The sequence below is a fragment of the Dictyoglomus sp. GBS genome, from assembly GCF_055179815.1.
The window spans coordinates 1,019,826-1,038,451 of the sequence record NZ_CM143687.1 but is presented as its reverse complement, the minus strand read 5'-3'; the positions used below and the strand labels follow the sequence as shown (position 1 = coordinate 1,038,451).

The window sequence follows — 18,626 nt, the reverse complement described above, 5'->3', positions numbered from 1 at the left end:
TCTCAAACATAGAATAAAGTTCCCTCTTCATAATTCCAAACTTTTGAGAAATCATCTCCTCCCCATATTTGTACCTTTTCTACTCCATTTTTAACAGCAAATAAAGAAGATTCAATCTTAGGAATCATTCCTCCAGTTACCTTTCCATTTTTTATCAGTTCTAAAGCCTTATCTACATTAAGAGATTTTATAACTATTTCTTTACCATCTTCTTTGATCATAACTCCTGGAACATCAGTACAGAAAATAAGCCTATTAACTCTAAGAAAAACTCCTAAGGATAATGCTGCAGTGTCAGCATTTATATTGTAAGAATTTCCCTCGTTATCCACCCCTATAGATGATATTACAATCACATATCTCTTTTCTAACAAAGCATTAATAGGTTCCAATTCCACATTAATAACCTCTCCTACAAAACCAAGATCAATATCATCAATATATAATTTTTTACAATAAAAAATAGACTTACCATTGATCCCAACAGCCTTTATATTTTCTTTTTTCATTTGGGATAAAACCTTTCCTTGTATATCTCCAGATAGGACCATCTCTACAATTTTTAGTGTTTCCTCATCTGTAACTCTTCTTCCTTTTATAAATTTGGGCTCCAATCCAAATTTCTCCATCCAAAAATTAATTTCTTTTCCTCCACCGTGAACCAAAACAAAATTTTCTCCCTTTTCATGCAAATTTTTTATCTCTTTTAAAAAAAGGTGTAGCTTATTTAAAAGATTTCCACCTATTTTTATTAAGTTAATATTTTTCTTATCCACGGGTTAACTTTAACAAAACCTCCTGAGATATAGCTTTCAATGTTTCCATTACTCCCTTTCCTTCTATTGCAACCGCCTCAAAATATTTATATTTACCTTCAGGATTTAGCTTCTCATTTAACTCTTCAACGCTTACTATATCAGGCAAATCTCTTTTGTTATATTGGAAAATAAATGGTAAATTATTAAACTCATAACCAACAGCTGCCAACTCCCTTTTTAATGCTTCAAAAATTCTAACATTCTCTTCCAATCTGCTTCTCTGAGAATCCACTACAAAAACTAACCCGTCCACTCCCCTTAAAATTAGTTTTCTACTTGCCTCATATAAAGCTTGACCTGGGGTTGTATACAATTGGAATCTCAATTTAAAACCTTGAACTGTTCCTAAATCTAAAGGAAGAAAGTCAAAAAATAGAGTTCTTTCTGTTTCTGTAGCTAAAGAAACTAATTCTCCTCTCCTATCAGGAGAAACCATTTTGTATATTTGTTGTAAATTTACAGTCTTACCACTTAAACCGGGACCACAATAAACAATCTTACAAGTAATCTCTTTTGCAGCATAATTTAAAACAGCCATAAACTTTCACCTTTTCTAAAAATTTTTACTTTTTAAAGAAATCTTCTATATCATTAAAATTGAATTCAGCTTTTGGAATATCTTTCTGTTTTTCCTTAATTTTCTTGATTATTTTAGCTAAATTTTCGCAAGCTTTTTGTGCAAAAAGTCTTACCATTCCTAATGTAGTAGAATCATCAAAAATAACTAAGAGCAATACTTGTTTTTCAATATGGGATATATGCAGATGGTTTCTTTTACCTTGATGGAATATTAAAGAAAACTCTTCTTCTCCAAGAAGTTTTGCCAGTTCTTGAGTCGCAGAGAAAGCTCCTGCAGCCAAGGCAGATATAGTTACAAAATCAAACTGAGAAGCAGTTCCTCTACCACCAATAACAGTACCACTTTTATCTATCAATAGAGCAGCCTTAGCTTTTGATTCCGATAAAAATTGTCCCAAATAACGCTCAATCTCCTCCTGGTCCTCCAATGATATAACTAAAGATAATATCTGTTCTCTTTCATCCATTTAGAACCCTCCTTAGATATTACTTAATTAAAACTTTTACAAAAATTATAATCCTTTAAAAGCCTATAGTCAAACTTAGAATTCTTCTCTTAGGCTTAGCGATTTAAAGGAAGTAGAATTTTTGAGAAACAGCAATTTCACAGTTCCTGTGGGTCCATTTCTTTGTTTAGCTATTATGATTTCCACCTCTTCTGGCATATCTGATTCTACTTCTGACTCTTGAGCCTTATAATATCCTTCTCTATATATAAAAATTACTACATCAGCATCTTGCTCTAAGCCTCCAGACCCTCTTAAATCTGAAAGTTGTGGTCTTCTTTCTGCTCTTGTTTCCACAGCCCTTGATAACTGAGATATAGCTATTACTGGAACCTCTAATTCACGGGCTAAGGATTTTAATCCTCTTGAGATTTCTGATATTTGTTGATGCTCGCTCTTATCTCTATCGAGCAACCTTATAAGCTGTAAATAATCCACAATTATAAGAGAAAGTCCTCTTTCTGCTTTTAATCTTCTTGCTCTTGCTCTCATCTCTATAACATTCAAATCAGGAGTATCATCAACAAAAATAGGTGCTTCAGCAAGTTTACCAAAAGCTCTTGCTAATTTTGGCCACTCATGTTCTTTAATCTGACCAGTTCGCAACCTGTGAATATCTATTTGGGCTTCTGACCCTAAAAGTCTTAAAGCCAATTGAAAACTTGACATTTCTAAACTAAAAATAGCAACGGGTAAATGCTCTTCTAAGGCTACATGTTGGGCAATATTTAAACAAAAGGATGTTTTTCCCATACCAGGCCTTGCAGCCACAATAATAAGATCAGAAGGTTGTAAACCCCCAGTTTTTCTATCCAAATCCCAAAATCCAGTAGGAATACCCGTATACGGTTTTCCAGTTTGGTGTAATCTCTCTATTTCTTTAAAACTTTTTGCAAGTATATCTCTAAGAGGTACTAAAGTTCTAAATCTATGGTGTTGAGCTATATCAAATATTAACTGTTCAGCTTTATCTACCAGAAGTTCTGGTGCTTCATTTTCTCTATAGCCTAAGGATACTATTTCCGTACCCGCATATATAAGCTTTCTAAGTAAAGCCTTCTCAGCAACAATATTAGCGTAATATTCTACATTTGCTGCTGTGGGCACTACATCCAACAAAGAAGCAACATATACACTTCCCCCAACTCTTTCTAACAAATTTCTGCTTCTCAACTCCTCTGTTACAGATACTAAATCTACTGGAAGGCCCTTTTCAAAAAGCTCCACAATCACTCGAAAAATAATACTATGATGTTCATAATAAAAACTATCCGATTGAAGAATTTCAATAACTTTCGCAATAGCATCTCTGGAAAGGAGCATAGCTCCTAAAACAGCCTGCTCTGCTTCTTCATTATGAGGTGGAACTTTTCCTAATATATCTTCCCTATTTCTCATCTATTTCTCAGCTTCCACGATAATTTTTGCTTTAGCAACAACTTGAGGATGAAGTTTTATAGTCACTTCATATTCTCCTAAAGATTTTATCGGTTCATCTAACTCCACTTGTTTCTTATCTATACCAAGTTTTAATTTTTCGTTTATAATATCTGCCACATCTTTACTAGTTATCGAGCCAAAAAGTTTACCTGTTTCTCCTACCTTAGCTTTTACAACATATGTATTCTTCTCTAATAATTCTTTTTCCTTTCTAAACTTTTCTATCAGTTTTTCTTCCTTTTTCTTTTTAGAAATTTCCTGTAATTTTAAATTTTCTAATAATCCCTCATTGACTTCTCGAGCTAATCCTTTTGGAAGCAAATAATTTCTTGCATAACCGTCACTTACATTAATAACATCTCCCTTTTTACCAAGATTATCTACATCTTTTAAAAGCATTACTTTAATCTTTTTCATATTTCTACTCCCTTTTCATTAAGATTTTATCTCTTAAAGGGTAAAAAATGTCTATAAGCCCTCCAATAAATATTATACTCCCGAAAATAGGATTTAAAATTATGAAAATCAATAATAACCATCTAAGCCATTTAACCATAATATAATTTTTTAGAAATATCCAAAGAATAATATATCCATTCACAAGTACCAAGGCTTGAATCAATAAAGAAATATTTATACCTAAATATTGAATCCACGGTAAAGTTTTTAAAAAACTATAAGTTATTCCAGTGATAATATAAATAAGAAAAAGAATAAATAATAACTTTTTAGAAACCCTTAAAGATTCTATATTTGGTAACTTGGGAATATCTACCTGAAATCTTCTTAAAACCCTCTCAGCTATGAGATAATTTATAATTACTTGGGTAAAGGCAGATATAATTAGAAGGGTTGGGATAAAAAGATTTATATTTTTTACCAAACTTCCTTGTAAATTGATAATTTCTTGAGATTCTTTATCTTTAAAATATTTAGATAAAAGTTCTGATGATTTCTGCCAACTTTCCTTATAAACATCTAACCCCAGAGCTTTCTCAAAGGGGATCTTAAAAAATATCATAGAAATCATGATATTTAATACTTGAAAAAATAGAATTATAACAAAACCGATAAACAACAACTTATATATATTCCATTTTGCTTTTATGCCGTATCCAATAAAAATGCCCAAAAAACCAGAAGGCAAAAATAAAGCAAAAGTACTAAATGGATTCATCATTAAACTTGCAAGTATAAAAGAGATAAGAAGAGAAAGAAAGCTTATCTTAATATTATGCCGATAAGATAGAAAGATAAATGGCAAAGAACAAAAGAAAATTAGAGGAAAGAACCAATAAGAAAGCCAAAATAAAATAATACTTATAGCTGTTATTAAACTTCCTTCAGCAACACTGCGAGTATTGAACATACATCAAAAAGAGGAGGGAGAGTTTATACTCTCCCTCTTAATAATCATTTTACTTAACCACATAAGGTAAAAGTGCCATATATCTTGCTCTTTTTATCGCAGTACTTAATTGTCTTTGATGTCTTGCACAATTGCCACTTACTCTTCTTGGAATAATTTTGCCCTTTTCCGTCATAAATCTGCGTAATCTTTCCACATTCTTATAATCTATATAATCTATTTTTTCACTACAAAAAACACAAAACTTTTTTCTTCCTGAAGAATATGCAAATCTTTGAGTTTTAGCAGAAACCTTATCATTACTCATTCTTCTTCCTCCTCGCTTTCCTCCAGTAATTCATTTAAAATCTCTTCTTCACTTTCAATTTCAATACTTGTAATATCTTCAATAGGTTCCTCTACAGAGTTTGGTTCATTATTTTCCTCTTTCTTTCCCAAAAAATGAACATTTATAGCCTCTACTTCTACTACTTTTCTTTTCTGACCATCAGGAGTTTGATAAATCCTTGTCCTTAATCTTCCTTCAACCGCCACAAGTCTTCCCTTTTTTAAATAATCACCACATATTTCTGCAAGCCTTCTCCATGCCACTATGTCTATGAAATCTGCTGTTCTTTCACCCTTACTATTTTTAGGTCTATTAACAGCTATTCTAAAAGTAGTAACGGGCACCCCACTTGGAGTGTATCTCATCTCTGGATCTTTTACTAAATGTCCAATCAATAATACTTTATTAAGCATAATTCATTATTCTTCCTTCTCTAATAGAGTAATCATATACCTTAAAATCTTCTCCCTCAACTTCAACCTTCTTTCAAATTCAGATAACTGATTTTGTGGGAATAAAAAAGTCATAATCACGTAATATCCATCATTAAACTTCTTAACAGGATAAGCCAATGTTTTCTTACCCCAGTTATCAACCGTTTGAACCTCTCCATCTAAATTTTCTATATCCTTTTTAAGATCCTCCGTAAGTTGATTCAATTCTTCTTCTGAAAGCTCAGGACTGATTAAATACATTACCTCATACTTACGCATCTCTAACCTCCTTTGGACTTTTTGGCCCCATGTTTTAATCATGGAGCAGGATTTAGCTCAAAAATTATACTATTATTTTAACAAAAAGCCAAGATATTTCAATTGAAAATTTTTCATCATAACTGTATAATTTTACTTTAAAAAAAGGAGGAGTTGAAAATGGGGTTAGTGTATATAAATGGAGAATTTATCCAAACAGAAAATGCAAAAATCTCAGTCTTCGATCGAGGCTTACTATATGGGGATGGTGTTTTTGAAGGTATAAGAGCCTATAATGGTAGTGTATTCAAGTTAAAAGAGCATTTAGAAAGATTATATGCATCAGCAAAAGCCATTTGGTTAAATATACCTCTTTCTTTTGAAGAAATGGAAGAAGCTGTAATAGAAACTGTAAGAGTTAATAACTTAAAAGATTCATACATAAGACTTATTGTAACTCGTGGTGAGTATGGATTAGGGATTGATCCTTGGGAATGTAAAAAGGGTACCGTAATTATAATTGCAGATAAAATAAAGGTTTTTCCTGAAGAATTTTATGAAACTGGTCTTACTGCAGTAACAGTAGCCACTCGTAGATCACCAACCGATGTTTTAGATCCCAGAATTAAATCTCTAAATTATATGAGCAATATTTTAGCAAGAATCGAGGCACGTATTGCCGGAGCTGCGGAAGGTATCATGCTTAATCATCAAGGATATGTAACAGAGGCCACTGTCGATAATATCTTTTTTGTTAAAAAAGGAATTTTATTTACACCTTCTGTAACCCTGGGAGCTTTACCTGGGATTACAAGAGCAACAGTCATAGATTTGGCTAAGAAAGAACTTGGTCTAGAAGTGGTAGAAGGTTTCTTTACAAGATATGATCTATATAATGCTGACGAAGTTTTTCTTACTGGTACTGCTGTAGAGATAATTTCTGTTATTAAAATAGATGAAAGAATCATTGGAAATGGAAAACCTGGAGAAATAACTCAAAAAATAAGAAAAATATTCCATGAATATGCCCAATCTGGCATAGCGGGGAGTCAAGTATATGCAAAATAAAATATATCCTGAAACTTTTCATTTCCAAGATGAATGGAAAATAGATGGTATCAGTATTAAAAATTTAGCAGAAAAATATGGTACTCCATTATATGTAATTGATAAAAAAACATTAATAACTCAAGCCCAGAAATATATTAACTCATGGAAAAAGTACTATAAAAACAAATTTAAAGTACTTTTTGCTATTAAGGCTCTACCAATATTAGAAGTAATACGGATTTTCTATAAAGAAGGCTTAGGATTCCTTGTATCAACAGGTGGAGAACTCTTTATAGCAAGATCAGCAGGTGTAGATTCTCATAAAATTTATTTTCATGGTAATGCAAAAAGCATCCATGAATTAGAATATGCTATAAAGGAAAATATAGGAGCCATAATAATTGACAACTTTGATGAATACGAAAAAATAAAATTTCTAACAGATAAACATTCAACTTCTATAAAGGTACTTATTAGGTTAATACCAAATATTGAAGTAAGTACACATAAATCTATTAGAACAGGTCAAATAGACACTAAATTTGGTCTTCCTATTAACCAAGTTTATGAATTGATAGAAAGAATTAGGAAAGAAAAATACATAGATTTTAAAGGATTACATGCTCATATTGGTTCTCAAATTTTTGATATAAGTGCCTATGTAAAATTAGCTGAAGTATTAAGCGAAATATATAATAATTTAAAATCAGCTAATACTAACATAGAAGAAATGAGTATAGGTGGGGGATTAGGTATTGCATATACAAAAGACGATAACCCTCCAGAAATAGAAGATTTAGCTTACCAAGTATCCCAAAAATTTGAAGAAACTATTGGACATCATTTCACACTAATATGCGAACCAGGTAGATCTTTGGTAGGAAGAGCAGGAATTACAATTTACAAAATAGAAAGTAGAAAGGAGATTCCAGGTATAAGAAAATACGTATCAGTAGATGGTGGAATGTCAGATAATATTAGACCTTCTTTATATGGAGCTAAATATTCAGCCTTATTAATAACATCTAATGAAAGTACAAATACCATATATACAATAGCAGGAAAACATTGCGAATCTGGAGACATTCTTATAAGGGATTTTGAAGATAAATGGCCAAATTACGAAGATTATTTAATAACATTTTCTACAGGAGCCTATAACTTTTCAATGTTTACTTGGTATAATGCTACGGTTAGACCCGGTGTAGTACTGATAGAGAATGGAAAAGATAGATTAATAGTTAAAAGAGATACTTATGAAGATCTTTTGAGGGGTCAAATATGAAAATTGGACTTTTAGGTGGGGGACAAGTAGGACAAGCACTCTTTAAAGTACTATATTCAGAAAAAGAAACCATTCTAAATATTCTTAGAGAACCTTTAGAAATTAAAAAAGTTCTTGTAAAGGATTTAAATAAAAAAAGAGAAATTCCAAAAGATTTATTAACAACAAACCCTGAAGAAATCATATTAGATCAAGAAATCCAAATCATAGTTGAATTAATGGGAGGAATAGAACCTGCTTATTCCTATATAAAGAAAGCACTAGAAGAAAAGAAAGTTGTGGTTACAGCCAATAAGGAGGTTATTGCTTTATATGGAGAAGAACTATATAAGATAGCAAGGAAAAAAGGCGTAGATATACTATTTGAGGCAAGTGTAGGCGGAGGTATACCCATAATAAAAACGATAAAAGAAGCCATGGTTGTCGATAAAGTAAAAGAAATCTGGGCTATATTAAATGGTACTACCAATTATATACTCACCAAAATGGAAGAAGAAATGAAAGATTTTGATGAAAGCTTAAAGAAAGCTCAAGAATTAGGATATGCAGAACCAGATCCAACAAAGGACATCTCAGGTTTAGATACAGCCTATAAATTGTCCATCCTATCCTCTTTTGCTTATCACACAACCATTACACCTCAATGCATATACAGGGAAGGAATAGAAAACATAACATTAAGAGATTTGTTATACGCAAAAGACTTAGGTTATAAAATAAAATTGCTTGCCATAAGCAAAGAAAATAACGGAGAAATTGAAACAAGAGTACACCCAACTATGATTCCAATAAATTCTCCCCTTGCATCAATAAGAGGGGTATATAATGCAATCCTTTTAAAAACAGAAAAAAGAGGAGATATTTTATTATATGGTGAAGGTGCTGGTCCCTATCCTACTTCTATGGCATTACTATCCGATATATTAGAATCTGCTTATACTTTACTATATTCGTTACCCCGATATTATTCTTTTGCTTATCTTTATCCTTCCAAAATAAAAAATTGGGAAAATTTCTTTACCAGATACTATATAAGAATTTGGGTAAAAGATCAGCCAGGGGTTCTTGCACAAATTGCTAAGATATTGGGAGAAAATAGTATAAGCATATCCTCCGTTATTCAGAAAGAAACGTCAGAAAAAGAAGAAAAAGCAGAAATAGTTATTCTTACACATAAAACAAATGAAAATAGTATGCAAAAAGCTATAAGTGAGATTAAAAAACTCCCCATCTTAGAAAATTGGGGAAGTCTAATAAGAATTGAGGGATAAAAATGAAAGGAGTACTTTTTAAATACAAAGAATTTCTACCCTTAACAGATAAGACACCTATTATATCTTTACATGAAGGAGACACACCTCTCATTTATGCTTACAATCTCTCAAAAATTTATAACATTGATATTTGGCTTAAATATGAAGGTATGAATCCAACAGGTTCTTTTAAAGATAGAGGAATGGTAGTCGCTATAGCAAAAGCACTTGAAGAAGGAAGCAAAGCAGTAATATGTGCCTCTACAGGAAATACCGCTGCTTCAGCTGCTGCTTATTCTGCATTAGCAAATTTAAAATCTTTTGTTATTCTCCCAGAAAAAGCTATTGCTTTAGGAAAATTAGCGCAAGCACTAATGTATGGCGCAAAGGTTATAAGTATAAAAGGGAATTTTGATGACGCCTTAAATTTAGTAAAAATAGCAGGACAAAAATTCCCCATAACCATTGTCAACTCAATAAATCCATATAGATTAGAAGGACAAAAAACTGCTGCCTTTGAAATATGTGATACCTTAAAAAGAGCACCTGAAAATTTAGCTATTCCTGTAGGAAATGCAGGAAATATATCCGCATACTGGATGGGCTTTAAAGAATATTTTAAAATAGGAAAAAGTAATACTTTACCCAAAATGTTAGGTTTTCAAGCAGAAGGTGCTGCTCCTTTAGTAAAAGGACATCCTATTGAAAATCCACAAACTATAGCAACAGCAATAAAAATAGGAAATCCCGCAAGTTGGGATAAAGCAATAAATGCAGTAAAAGAATCTTCAGGCTTAATAGATACTGTTAGCGATGAGGAGATCTTAGAAGCTCAAAAAGAGTTAGCAAGCAAAGAAGGTGTTTTTGTAGAGCCGGCTTCTGCAGCATCGTGGGCTGGTGTAAAGAAACTTATAAGAAATGGAAAATTTAAAGGTAATGAAGTAGTTTGTGTACTTACAGGACATGGCTTAAAAGATCCAGATATTGCCATTAAACAATCGAAAATAGAATATGTTATAGAACCTGATATAAAAGAATTAGAAAGGATTTTAGAAAAGTGATCTATCATATAAAGGTTCCTGCCACATCTGCTAATATTGGACCAGGCTTTGACTCTATCGGTATAGCTTGGAATTTATATCTTCACATTTATATAAAAAAAGATGAATCACACAAAGATGATATAAGGATTATAAATAAAAATAAAATAAATAATGATCTTTTTATTAAAGCATTCAATGAAACAATAAATTATATAAATAAGAAACCATCAAATTATATTATAGAACTATGGTCAGAAATTCCCATAGGAAAGGGCTTAGGAAGTAGCGCATCAGCTATAGTAGGCGGAATATATACAGCAGAGATAATAACCAATACCTATCTTAATCTACACGAGAAACTGAACATTGCTTTAAAATTTGAAAACCATTTGGATAATATATCTGCAGCTATAAATGGTGGTATAAATATATGTTTAAAAAATGAAAAAGAGATTTATATATCCAAATTACCAATAAACTATGATTTTTGGGGATTACTTTATATACCAGACTATTACTTATCAACTCAAGAAGCAAGAAGTATTTTACCCCATAATTATAAAAGAGAAGATGTAGTTTTCAATCTTCAAAAATTCGGAATACTAATATCTGGATTATTTCAAAAAGATGAAAAATTAGTAAAAATGGGCTTAGATGATAAGATTCATCAACCCTATAGATTTGAATTAATAAAAGAATACCCTTTGTTATCAAAAGAAGTAGAAAAACATGGCAAAAAAATTGTTTTAAGTGGTTCTGGTCCATCTCTTCTTGTCCTTCTATTCAACGAACAAGAAGCTCTTGAAATTTTAGAAAAATTAGAAAATAATTTAAAGGAAGCCCTAAAAGGTGAATTTAAATTATTAAAAATAGAACACAATGGTATCACTTTAGAAAAACTTAATTGAAAAAAGGAGGTTAAGAAATGCCCTATAAAATTGCAATTGTAGGAGCCACAGGTTTAGTGGGGCAAGAAATGCTAAAAATCTTATGGGAAAGAAGAATTCCAATAAGTGAAATTTATGCCTTTGCATCAGCAAAATCTGAAGGGGCTTATGTAGATTTTGGAAATGAAAAAATAAAAGTAGAAAAAGCCACTGTAGAAAATATTTCAAAAGCAGACTTTGCCCTCTTCTCAATAGGAGAAGAAATAAGCTTAGAACTTGCTCCAGAAATTGCTAAAAAAGGTACAATAATTATAGACAATAGTAATGCGTTTAGAATGAATCCTGATGTACCTTTAGTTATCCCAGAGATTAATCCTGAAGATTTAAAAAATCACAAAAATATAATAGCTAATCCAAACTGTTCCACTATTCAAATGTTAGTAGCTTTAAATCCTTTACATAAAAAATGGAAACTTAGAAAAATATTTGTGGCTACATACCAATCAGTTTCTGGAAAAGGAAAAGAAGCTATTAATGAACTTATGGAAAGTACAAAGGCTTTCTTAGAAGAAAAGGAATTTATTCCTTCTGCCTTTCCTTATCCTATTAGTTTTAATTTAATACCTCACATTGATACTTTTGAACATGAAAATTATTCAAGAGAAGAGATGAAAATGGTTAGAGAGACTCATAAAATTCTTCACGATTCATCAATAAAAATCTCTCCAACTTGTGTAAGAGTACCTGTTATAAGAGGTCATTCAGAAGTAATTTATGCAGAATTTGAGAATGATTTTACTTTAGAAGAAGTATATAAAACTCTTGAAGAAGCACCTGGAGTTAAAGTTATTGATAAACCTCAAGAAAAACTTTATCCTATGCCACTACTTTGCGATGGGAAAAACGAAGTATTTGTAGGAAGAATAAGGAAAGACCTCTTTGATCCAAGAGCTATCAACATGTGGGTAGTATCTGACAATATAAGGAAAGGTGCAGCTCTTAATGCGGTACAGATATTAGAAAAATTGATTTTCTAAATTAGGGAGGAATGAAAAGTGAGTTTAGTTGTTCAAAAATATGGTGGTACTTCCGTAGGATCAATAGAAAGAATCAAAAACGTAGCTAAAAGAATAGCTAAATATTATAAAGAGGGCCACAAATTAGTGGTAGTCGTCTCTGCTATGGGTGATACAACAGACGATTTAATAGAAATGGCGGAAAAAATAAATCCTAATCCTGAGCCGAGAGAAATGGATTTTTTACTCTCATCTGGAGAAAGAATATCTGCAGCTTTGACAGCCATGGCCTTACAAAATTTAGGAATACCAGCAATAGCACTTTCTGGAAAACAGGCAGGAATTATAACTGATAATATTCACACAAAAGCTAATATACTTAAGATAGAACCAAAAAGAATTCTTGAAGAATTAGAAAAAGGAAGAGTTGTTATAGTAGCAGGTTTTCAAGGATATGAACTTCAAAAAGGAGATGTAACCACATTAGGAAGAGGAGGCTCCGATGCAACTGCGGTTGCTCTTGCAGCAGTTTTAAAAGCAGATATATGCGAAATATATACTGACGTTGATGGAATTTTTACTGCAGATCCAAGAATAGTTCCTAATGCTAAAAAATTAGACTTTATATCCTACGAAGAAATGTTAGAAATGGCAGGACAAGGAGCGCAAGTTATGCAGCTTAGGTCTGTAGATTTAGCAGCAACTTACAAAGTACCTGTTATAGTAAGATCAAGTTTCAATGAAAATTCTGGTACTTTAATTGGGGAGGGAAAAGAAGTGGAAACAAAACAAAAAGTAAAAGGAATAGCCCATAATAAAAATATAGCTAAAGTAACCATAGTGGGTGTACCTGATAAACCAGGTATAGCTCATAAAATATTTGCCCCATTGGGAGAAAGAGCTATAAATGTTGATGACATAGTACAGAACGTTAGTAAAGATGGTATCACAGATTTATCTTTTACTGTACCTGAAAAAGAGTTACAAAAGACTATCGAAGCAATACAAGAAGTGGTAAAAGAAATAGGTGCAAAAGAAATAAATTACGATAATAATGTAGGAAAAGTATCAATAGTAGGATGGGGAATTCAAAGTACTCCAGGAATTGCAGCAAAAATGTTTGGTATTCTTGCATCTGCTGGAATAAATATAGAGATGATAACAACTTCAGAAATTAAAATTACATGTATTATAAGAAGAGATTTGGTTGAAAAAGCTGTTAGAGCATTACATGATGGATTCAATTTAGGGGGAGAAGAATAATATCTTCTCCCCCTTTAATACTACTTAATTTCTACTACTGCTCCTTCTGCCTCTAATTTAGCTTTAATTTCTTCAGCCTCTTGTTTTGAAACACCTTCTTTTACTGGTTTAGGAGTAGAATCTACGAGATCTTTTGCCTCCTTCAAACCAAGACCAGTAATTTCTCTTACTACCTTTAAAACCTTTATCTTGTTTGCTCCTGCATCCTTTAGTATGACATCAAAAGTTGTTTTCTCTTCTACAGGAGCAGCTGCAGCTCCAGCTCCTGCTACTGGTGCTCCAACAGCAGCAACAGGCATAGCTGCGCTAACACCAAACTCTTCCTCCAATGCCTTTACTAATTCCACCAACTCCAAAACCTTCATCTCTTTAATAGCTTGAATGATTTCTTCTTTATTCATCATTCCTTACCTCCCTTTTATTGATTTATAGAAATCTTTTCTTTTTCTTTAGAGATAGCATCTAATGTCCATACCAATTTGTTTATAGGCCATTTTAGACTCCATACTAAGGAACTTAAAGGTGAAGCTATACTTCCTATTACTTGTGATAAGATAACTTCTTTTGGTGGGAGGTTTGCCATCTCTTTTATTTCATCTGCTGTATATATGTCTCCGTCTACCACTCCACCTTTAAGCTTTAAGGCTTCATGATCTTTTGAATAATCTGCTAAAGCTTTTATAACAGCAAAAGGATCATCATAACAATAAGTTATTGCTGTAGGTCCTACAAAAAACTTGTCAAATTCTTTGTCAGGATATAACCTTTTGATGGCCAATAAAGCTAATGTATTTTTTACTACCCTATATTCTGCTTGTAATCCTCTAATTTTGCTACGTAGCTCGAAAAGATCAGCCACTGTTAGACCTTTAAAATCTGTAAATATTAATGCATTAGCTTTTTCCATCTTTTTATACATCTCTTCGACTTTTTGAACTTTCTCTGGCTTTGGCAAATTTTTCACCTCCTTTTCCTTTTTTATTAAACATAAGGGAAAGCCTTCTGGCTTTCCCTTATGGAATATACATATATTTCGAAAAACCAGTAAGGCCTACGTAGGATTTTAATATTTTTTACCTACGGTCTTCGGCCCAAGTTATAGAACTTTATTTAATATCTGTATAAGTTTATGCTGCCTCCTCTTGTCTTATAATATCTGCAAGATTTTTAGTATCAATAGGAACACTCGGCCCCATTGAAGGAGATATATGCACACTCTTAAAATATTGACCTTTAGCAGAAGGGGGTTTTAATCTTAATATAGTGCTTAAAACTGTCATTAAATTTTTATACAAAGCCTCCTCAGAAAATGAAGCCTTTCCAATAGGAACGTGAATTATTCCATATCTATCTGTTCTAAACTCTACTCTTCCTGCTTTATATTCCTTTACTGCCTTTGCTATGTCATTAGTTACTGTACCAGTTTTTGGGTTTGGCATAAGTCCTCTTGGACCTAATATCTTTCCTAGTCGAGATGGAATCTTTAATGTACCCATAATATCAGGAGTAGCAATAGCAACATCAAAATCTAACCAACCATTCTCAATTTGTTTAACTAACTCTTCTCCTCCTACATAATCAGCTCCAGCCTCTTTTGCCTCTTGAGCTTTTTCTCCCTCAGCAAAAACCAATACCTTTTTCTCTTTACCAGTGCCATACGGTAGTACAACTGTACCTCTAACTTGTTGATCAGCATGACGAGGATCAACACCTAATCTTACAGCCAAGTTAATAGTTTCATCAAATTTTGCAGTAGCAAGTTTTCTTACTAAACTTACAGCTTCTTTGGGTGAATATAATCTACCCTTTTCAATTAATGATGCTAATTGTAAATATCTTTTTCCTCTTTTTGCCATTTTATATCCTCCTTATCTCTTTGTGGTTTTAACGAGGTATATCCTCTCCCACCTAAACCCATCTATCCTTCTATTATTTCAATCCCCATACTTCTAGCTGTACCCTCAATCATTCTCATTGCAGCTTCTATATCATGTGCATTTAAATCCTTCATCTTTAACTCTGCAATTTCTCTTATTTTACTTTTTTTAACTTTTCCAACTTTTACTTTATTAGGCTCTCCTGATCCCTTTTCCACACCAGCAGCCTTTTTTAGGAGATCAGATGCAGGAGGCGTTTTAGTAATGAAAGTAAAAGTTCTATCCTCATAAATAGTAATTTCAACCGGTATAATCATTCCCTCTTGACCAGCTGTTGCTGCATTATAGGCCTTACAGAATTCCATTATATTTACCCCATATTGCCCTAAAGCAGGACCTACTGGAGGAGCAGGCGTTGCTTTTCCTGCGGGTAACTGTAGCTTAACTTTTCCAACAATTTTTTTAGGCAAGACTATTCCCTCCTTTTAATCAGTTTTCTCTACTTGAGTATGATCAATTTCTGTTGGAGTTTCTCTCCCAAAAATAGATAAAAGAACTCTAACTGTTCCTTTATCAGGATAAACCTCATCCACAAATCCCTCATATCCCATAAATGGTCCTGATTTAATGTATACCCTATCTCCTTTTTTAACCTTAAGTTCTGGCCTTATTTCTTTCTGCTCCAAAAATCTCTTAATCCAATGTTCTTCTTCTGGATTAAGCGCACTCGGCTTTCCTGGAGTTCCAACAAAACCAGTAACCCCAGTAGTATTTCTAATAAGCCTTTTTACATCTTCATCTTCCACCATTCTAATAAAAAGATATCCCGGAAAAACTTTTTTTACCTGAATTCTCTTTTTTCCACCTTTTACTGTCATTACTTTTTCCTCAGGAACAACAATTTCAAATACCTTATCTTCTAAATGTAATAGCTTTATTTGTCTTTCTAATATTGCTTTTACCTTATGTTCATGTCCAGCCAATGTATGTACTACATACCATTTAGGCCCTGTCACTGACATTACCTCCATTTTAGCCTGTAAAACTTTCTAAAATAAGTCTACTTAAAAGAGTAAAGACAAAATCATAGAATGATATAATTATAATTAACAATATTAATGTTATCCCTAAGGCTAAAGATAATTGAAAGACCTTATTCTTATCAGGCCACACAACCTTCTTTAATTCTAATCTTTCCTCAGCCCAAAAATTTTTTATTTTATCCAATATACTTGCCTTTACCATATATAGTACACACTCCTAAATATAAAAATTTTTGGCAGGCCCGGCAGGGCTCGAACCTGCAACCCCCGGATTTGGAGTCCGGTGCTCTCCCTATTAGAGCTACGGGCCTACCTTACTTCTCTATGAACAGTATGCCTTCTACATCTTGGGCAATACTTTTTTAACTCTAATCTATCTGGATCGTTTTTCTTATTTTTCTCTGTAGTGTAATTTCTTTCTTTACATTCTGTACAAGCCAATGTTATGATTACTCTCATTTTATTATAACACCTCTCAGTTATTATTCAATAATTTTAGTTACGACACCTGCACCAACAGTCTTTCCACCTTCTCTGATTGCAAATCTTAAACCTTCCTCTAATGCTACAGGCTTTATTAACTTTATCTCCATCTCTATATTGTCCCCTGGCATCACCATCTGTACTCCCTCTGGTAATCTTATCTCACCTGTTACATCTGTAGTTCTGAAATAAAATTGTGGCTTATATCCACTGAAAAATGGCGTGTGCCTTCCCCCTTCTTCCTTCTTTAATACGTATACTTGCGCCTTGAAATGCGTATGTGGCTTTATACTCCCTGGCGCCGCTACTACTTGTCCCCTCTCTACTTCATCTTTGTCTATCCCTCTTAATAATATCCCTATGTTGTCTCCAGCTATCGCTTCATCTAATTGCTTCCTGAACATCTCTACCCCTGTTACTACACTCTTCTTTATCTCATCTGTTAACCCTACTATCTCTACTTCATCCCCTACCTTCACTCTTCCTCTCTCTACTCTCCCCGTAACTACTGTCCCTCTACCAGTTATGCTAAATATGTCCTCTATTGGCATTAAAAATGGCTTGTCTACATCTCTCTCAGGTAATGGTATGTAACTGTCTACCGCATCCATTAATTCCCATATCGCATCTACCCACTTGTCCTCCCCTCTCTTCGTGTTCGGATTCTGACCCATTACCTCTACGGCTTTTAATGCTGACCCCCTTATTACTGGTACTTCATCCCCTGGATATCCATACTTCGTTAATAAGTCCCTTACTTCCATCTCAACTAAGTCCACAATCTCTGGATCATCTACCATGTCTATCTTGTTTAAAAATACTACTATGTATGGCACGTTTACTTGCCTCGCTAATAGTATGTGCTCCCTCGTCTGCGGCATTGGCCCATCCGCCGCTGATACTACTAAGATCGCTCCATCCATCTGTGCAGCCCCTGTTATCATGTTCTTTATATAGTCAGCATGCCCCGGCGCATCTATGTGCGCATAATGCCTGTTTGGTGTCTCATATTCCGCATGATATAAGTTTATCGTCACTCCTCTCGCCCTCTCCTCAGGCGCTTTATCTATGTCTTCATACTTCAATGGCTTCGCTAACCCTTCCGCCGCTAATACCATCGTTATGGCCGACGTTAATGTCGTCTTACCATGGTCTACGTGACCTATCGTACCTATGTTTACATGTGGCTTCGTCCTTACAAATTTCTCCTTCGCCATCCTTTATCTCCTCCTAAAATTTGGTTTTGATTATAAAAATTAGAAAATAAAACACCTAAGATTATATTTAAAATGGAGCCCACGACCGGGATCGAACCGGTGACCTTACCCTTACCAAGGGTACGCTCTGCCGACTGAGCTACGTGGGCCCATTAAATATAAAAAATTGGTTGCGGGGGAGGGATTTGAACCCTCGACCTCCGGGTTATGAGCCCGGTGAGCTACCTGGCTGCTCTACCCCGCGATATTAAATGGTGGGGAGGGAGGGATTTGAACCCCCGAAGGCGTCCGCCAGCAGATTTACAGTCTGCCCCCTTTGGCCACTTGGGTACCTCCCCATATTCACACATCTTATGGAGCCGAGGAAGGGATTCGAACCCCCGACCCGCTGATTACAAATCAGCTGCTCTGCCGCTGAGCTACCTCGGCTTAATTTTTTCTTTCATAAACTTATCTCAACTGGACACTGAAAAGTAT

Annotated in this window: 24 protein-coding genes and 5 tRNA genes; 7 read left to right on the top strand and 22 right to left on the bottom strand. The window is 33.6% G+C overall.

The window, feature by feature from the left end:
• Window positions 1-2: 2 nt before the first annotated feature.
• From argB to rpsF, 9 genes are all read right to left on the bottom strand, one after another.
• Window positions 3-776: an acetylglutamate kinase gene (gene argB / locus ACY3IT_RS04975; protein ID WP_463081880.1), complete on the bottom strand. Its 774-nt coding sequence runs from the start codon at window positions 774-776 to the stop codon at window positions 3-5.
• Complete coding sequence (locus ACY3IT_RS04970; protein WP_463081879.1) at window positions 769-1,356, bottom strand: GTP-binding protein; 588 nt, start codon at window positions 1,354-1,356, stop codon at window positions 769-771. The genes argB and ACY3IT_RS04970 overlap by 8 nt, the downstream gene beginning before the upstream one ends.
• A gap of 25 nt (window positions 1,357-1,381) precedes the next feature.
• Complete coding sequence (locus ACY3IT_RS04965; protein WP_148807469.1) at window positions 1,382-1,864, bottom strand: roadblock/LC7 domain-containing protein; 483 nt, start codon at window positions 1,862-1,864, stop codon at window positions 1,382-1,384.
• A 75-nt stretch (window positions 1,865-1,939) separates the two neighbouring features.
• Window positions 1,940-3,301: a replicative DNA helicase gene (dnaB, locus tag ACY3IT_RS04960; RefSeq protein ID WP_463081878.1), complete on the bottom strand. Its 1,362-nt coding sequence runs from the start codon at window positions 3,299-3,301 to the stop codon at window positions 1,940-1,942.
• Complete coding sequence (gene rplI, locus ACY3IT_RS04955; RefSeq protein ID WP_463081877.1) at window positions 3,302-3,760, bottom strand: 50S ribosomal protein L9; 459 nt, start codon at window positions 3,758-3,760, stop codon at window positions 3,302-3,304.
• Between the two features lie 4 nt (window positions 3,761-3,764).
• The gene (locus ACY3IT_RS04950) at window positions 3,765-4,712 is read right to left on the bottom strand and encodes a DUF2232 domain-containing protein (RefSeq protein ID WP_463081876.1); all 948 of its coding nucleotides are present in this window, start codon (window positions 4,710-4,712) and stop codon (window positions 3,765-3,767) included.
• Between the two features lie 49 nt (window positions 4,713-4,761).
• A complete protein-coding gene (rpsR, locus tag ACY3IT_RS04945) occupies window positions 4,762-5,019 on the bottom strand; it encodes a 30S ribosomal protein S18 (RefSeq protein WP_463081875.1) in 258 nt (85 codons plus the stop codon).
• Complete coding sequence (locus tag ACY3IT_RS04940) at window positions 5,016-5,453, bottom strand: single-stranded DNA-binding protein (protein ID WP_463081874.1); 438 nt, start codon at window positions 5,451-5,453, stop codon at window positions 5,016-5,018. The genes rpsR and ACY3IT_RS04940 overlap by 4 nt, the downstream gene beginning before the upstream one ends.
• 6 nt (window positions 5,454-5,459) lie before the next feature.
• Entirely contained in the window at window positions 5,460-5,753 is a 294-nt protein-coding gene (rpsF, locus tag ACY3IT_RS04935) for a 30S ribosomal protein S6 (RefSeq protein WP_463081873.1), read from the bottom strand.
• A 159-nt stretch (window positions 5,754-5,912) separates the two neighbouring features.
• On the opposite strand from rpsF, the gene ilvE reads away from it, so the two are divergent.
• The 7 genes from ilvE to ACY3IT_RS04900 are packed head-to-tail and all read left to right on the top strand — an operon-like array spanning window position 5,913 to window position 13,529.
• On the top strand, window positions 5,913-6,800 hold the full coding sequence (ilvE, locus tag ACY3IT_RS04930) for a branched-chain-amino-acid transaminase (protein WP_463081872.1): 888 nt from the start codon (window positions 5,913-5,915) through the stop codon (window positions 6,798-6,800).
• Window positions 6,790-8,067 carry a diaminopimelate decarboxylase gene (gene lysA / locus ACY3IT_RS04925; protein ID WP_463081871.1) on the top strand — a complete coding sequence of 426 codons (1,278 nt, stop codon included), beginning with the start codon at window positions 6,790-6,792 and terminating at the stop codon, window positions 8,065-8,067. Before ilvE ends, lysA begins: the two co-directional genes overlap by 11 nt.
• Complete coding sequence (locus tag ACY3IT_RS04920) at window positions 8,064-9,338, top strand: homoserine dehydrogenase (protein ID WP_463081870.1); 1,275 nt, start codon at window positions 8,064-8,066, stop codon at window positions 9,336-9,338. The genes lysA and ACY3IT_RS04920 overlap by 4 nt, the downstream gene beginning before the upstream one ends.
• A 2-nt stretch (window positions 9,339-9,340) precedes the next feature.
• Window positions 9,341-10,381: a threonine synthase gene (gene thrC / locus ACY3IT_RS04915; RefSeq protein ID WP_463081869.1), complete on the top strand. Its 1,041-nt coding sequence runs from the start codon at window positions 9,341-9,343 to the stop codon at window positions 10,379-10,381.
• Entirely contained in the window at window positions 10,378-11,271 is an 894-nt protein-coding gene (gene thrB, locus ACY3IT_RS04910) for a homoserine kinase (protein ID WP_463081868.1), read from the top strand. The genes thrC and thrB overlap by 4 nt, the downstream gene beginning before the upstream one ends.
• Window positions 11,272-11,288: 17 nt before the next feature.
• On the top strand, window positions 11,289-12,287 hold the full coding sequence (locus tag ACY3IT_RS04905; RefSeq protein WP_463081867.1) for an aspartate-semialdehyde dehydrogenase: 999 nt from the start codon (window positions 11,289-11,291) through the stop codon (window positions 12,285-12,287).
• An 18-nt stretch (window positions 12,288-12,305) separates the two neighbouring features.
• The gene (locus ACY3IT_RS04900) at window positions 12,306-13,529 is read left to right on the top strand and encodes an aspartate kinase (RefSeq protein ID WP_463081866.1); all 1,224 of its coding nucleotides are present in this window, start codon (window positions 12,306-12,308) and stop codon (window positions 13,527-13,529) included.
• Window positions 13,530-13,549: 20 nt separating this feature from the next.
• Here the strand turns inward: ACY3IT_RS04900 and rplL are convergent, their stop codons facing one another.
• From rplL to ACY3IT_RS04835, 13 genes are all read right to left on the bottom strand, one after another.
• Window positions 13,550-13,930, bottom strand: coding sequence for a 50S ribosomal protein L7/L12 (gene rplL, locus ACY3IT_RS04895; RefSeq protein WP_463083626.1), 381 nt, complete (start codon window positions 13,928-13,930; stop codon window positions 13,550-13,552).
• A 17-nt stretch (window positions 13,931-13,947) separates the two neighbouring features.
• Entirely contained in the window at window positions 13,948-14,484 is a 537-nt protein-coding gene (gene rplJ, locus ACY3IT_RS04890) for a 50S ribosomal protein L10 (RefSeq protein ID WP_463081865.1), read from the bottom strand.
• 172 nt (window positions 14,485-14,656) lie between these two features.
• Entirely contained in the window at window positions 14,657-15,385 is a 729-nt protein-coding gene (gene rplA, locus ACY3IT_RS04885; RefSeq protein ID WP_463081864.1) for a 50S ribosomal protein L1, read from the bottom strand.
• A gap of 62 nt (window positions 15,386-15,447) precedes the next feature.
• Window positions 15,448-15,876 (bottom strand): 50S ribosomal protein L11, encoded by a 429-nt coding sequence (gene rplK / locus ACY3IT_RS04880; protein WP_463081863.1) that lies wholly within the window; start codon window positions 15,874-15,876, stop codon window positions 15,448-15,450.
• Between the two features lie 15 nt (window positions 15,877-15,891).
• Window positions 15,892-16,428: a transcription termination/antitermination protein NusG gene (gene nusG, locus ACY3IT_RS04875; RefSeq protein ID WP_463081862.1), complete on the bottom strand. Its 537-nt coding sequence runs from the start codon at window positions 16,426-16,428 to the stop codon at window positions 15,892-15,894.
• A 10-nt stretch (window positions 16,429-16,438) separates the two neighbouring features.
• Window positions 16,439-16,651 carry a preprotein translocase subunit SecE gene (gene secE / locus ACY3IT_RS04870; RefSeq protein WP_463081861.1) on the bottom strand — a complete coding sequence of 71 codons (213 nt, stop codon included), beginning with the start codon at window positions 16,649-16,651 and terminating at the stop codon, window positions 16,439-16,441.
• A gap of 32 nt (window positions 16,652-16,683) precedes the next feature.
• Window positions 16,684-16,760: transfer RNA gene (locus ACY3IT_RS04865), tRNA-Trp, on the bottom strand.
• Entirely contained in the window at window positions 16,759-16,908 is a 150-nt protein-coding gene (gene rpmG / locus ACY3IT_RS04860) for a 50S ribosomal protein L33 (protein ID WP_463081860.1), read from the bottom strand. Before rpmG ends, ACY3IT_RS04865 begins: the two co-directional genes overlap by 2 nt.
• A gap of 23 nt (window positions 16,909-16,931) precedes the next feature.
• Window positions 16,932-18,149, bottom strand: coding sequence for an elongation factor Tu (tuf, locus tag ACY3IT_RS04855; RefSeq protein WP_463081859.1), 1,218 nt, complete (start codon window positions 18,147-18,149; stop codon window positions 16,932-16,934).
• 73 nt (window positions 18,150-18,222) lie between these two features.
• A tRNA-Thr gene (locus tag ACY3IT_RS04850) sits at window positions 18,223-18,298 on the bottom strand.
• A gap of 18 nt (window positions 18,299-18,316) precedes the next feature.
• Window positions 18,317-18,393, bottom strand: a tRNA-Met gene (locus tag ACY3IT_RS04845).
• 8 nt (window positions 18,394-18,401) lie between these two features.
• Window positions 18,402-18,487: transfer RNA gene (locus ACY3IT_RS04840), tRNA-Tyr, on the bottom strand.
• Between the two features lie 16 nt (window positions 18,488-18,503).
• Window positions 18,504-18,578, bottom strand: a tRNA-Thr gene (locus ACY3IT_RS04835).
• Window positions 18,579-18,626: the final 48 nt, after the last annotated feature.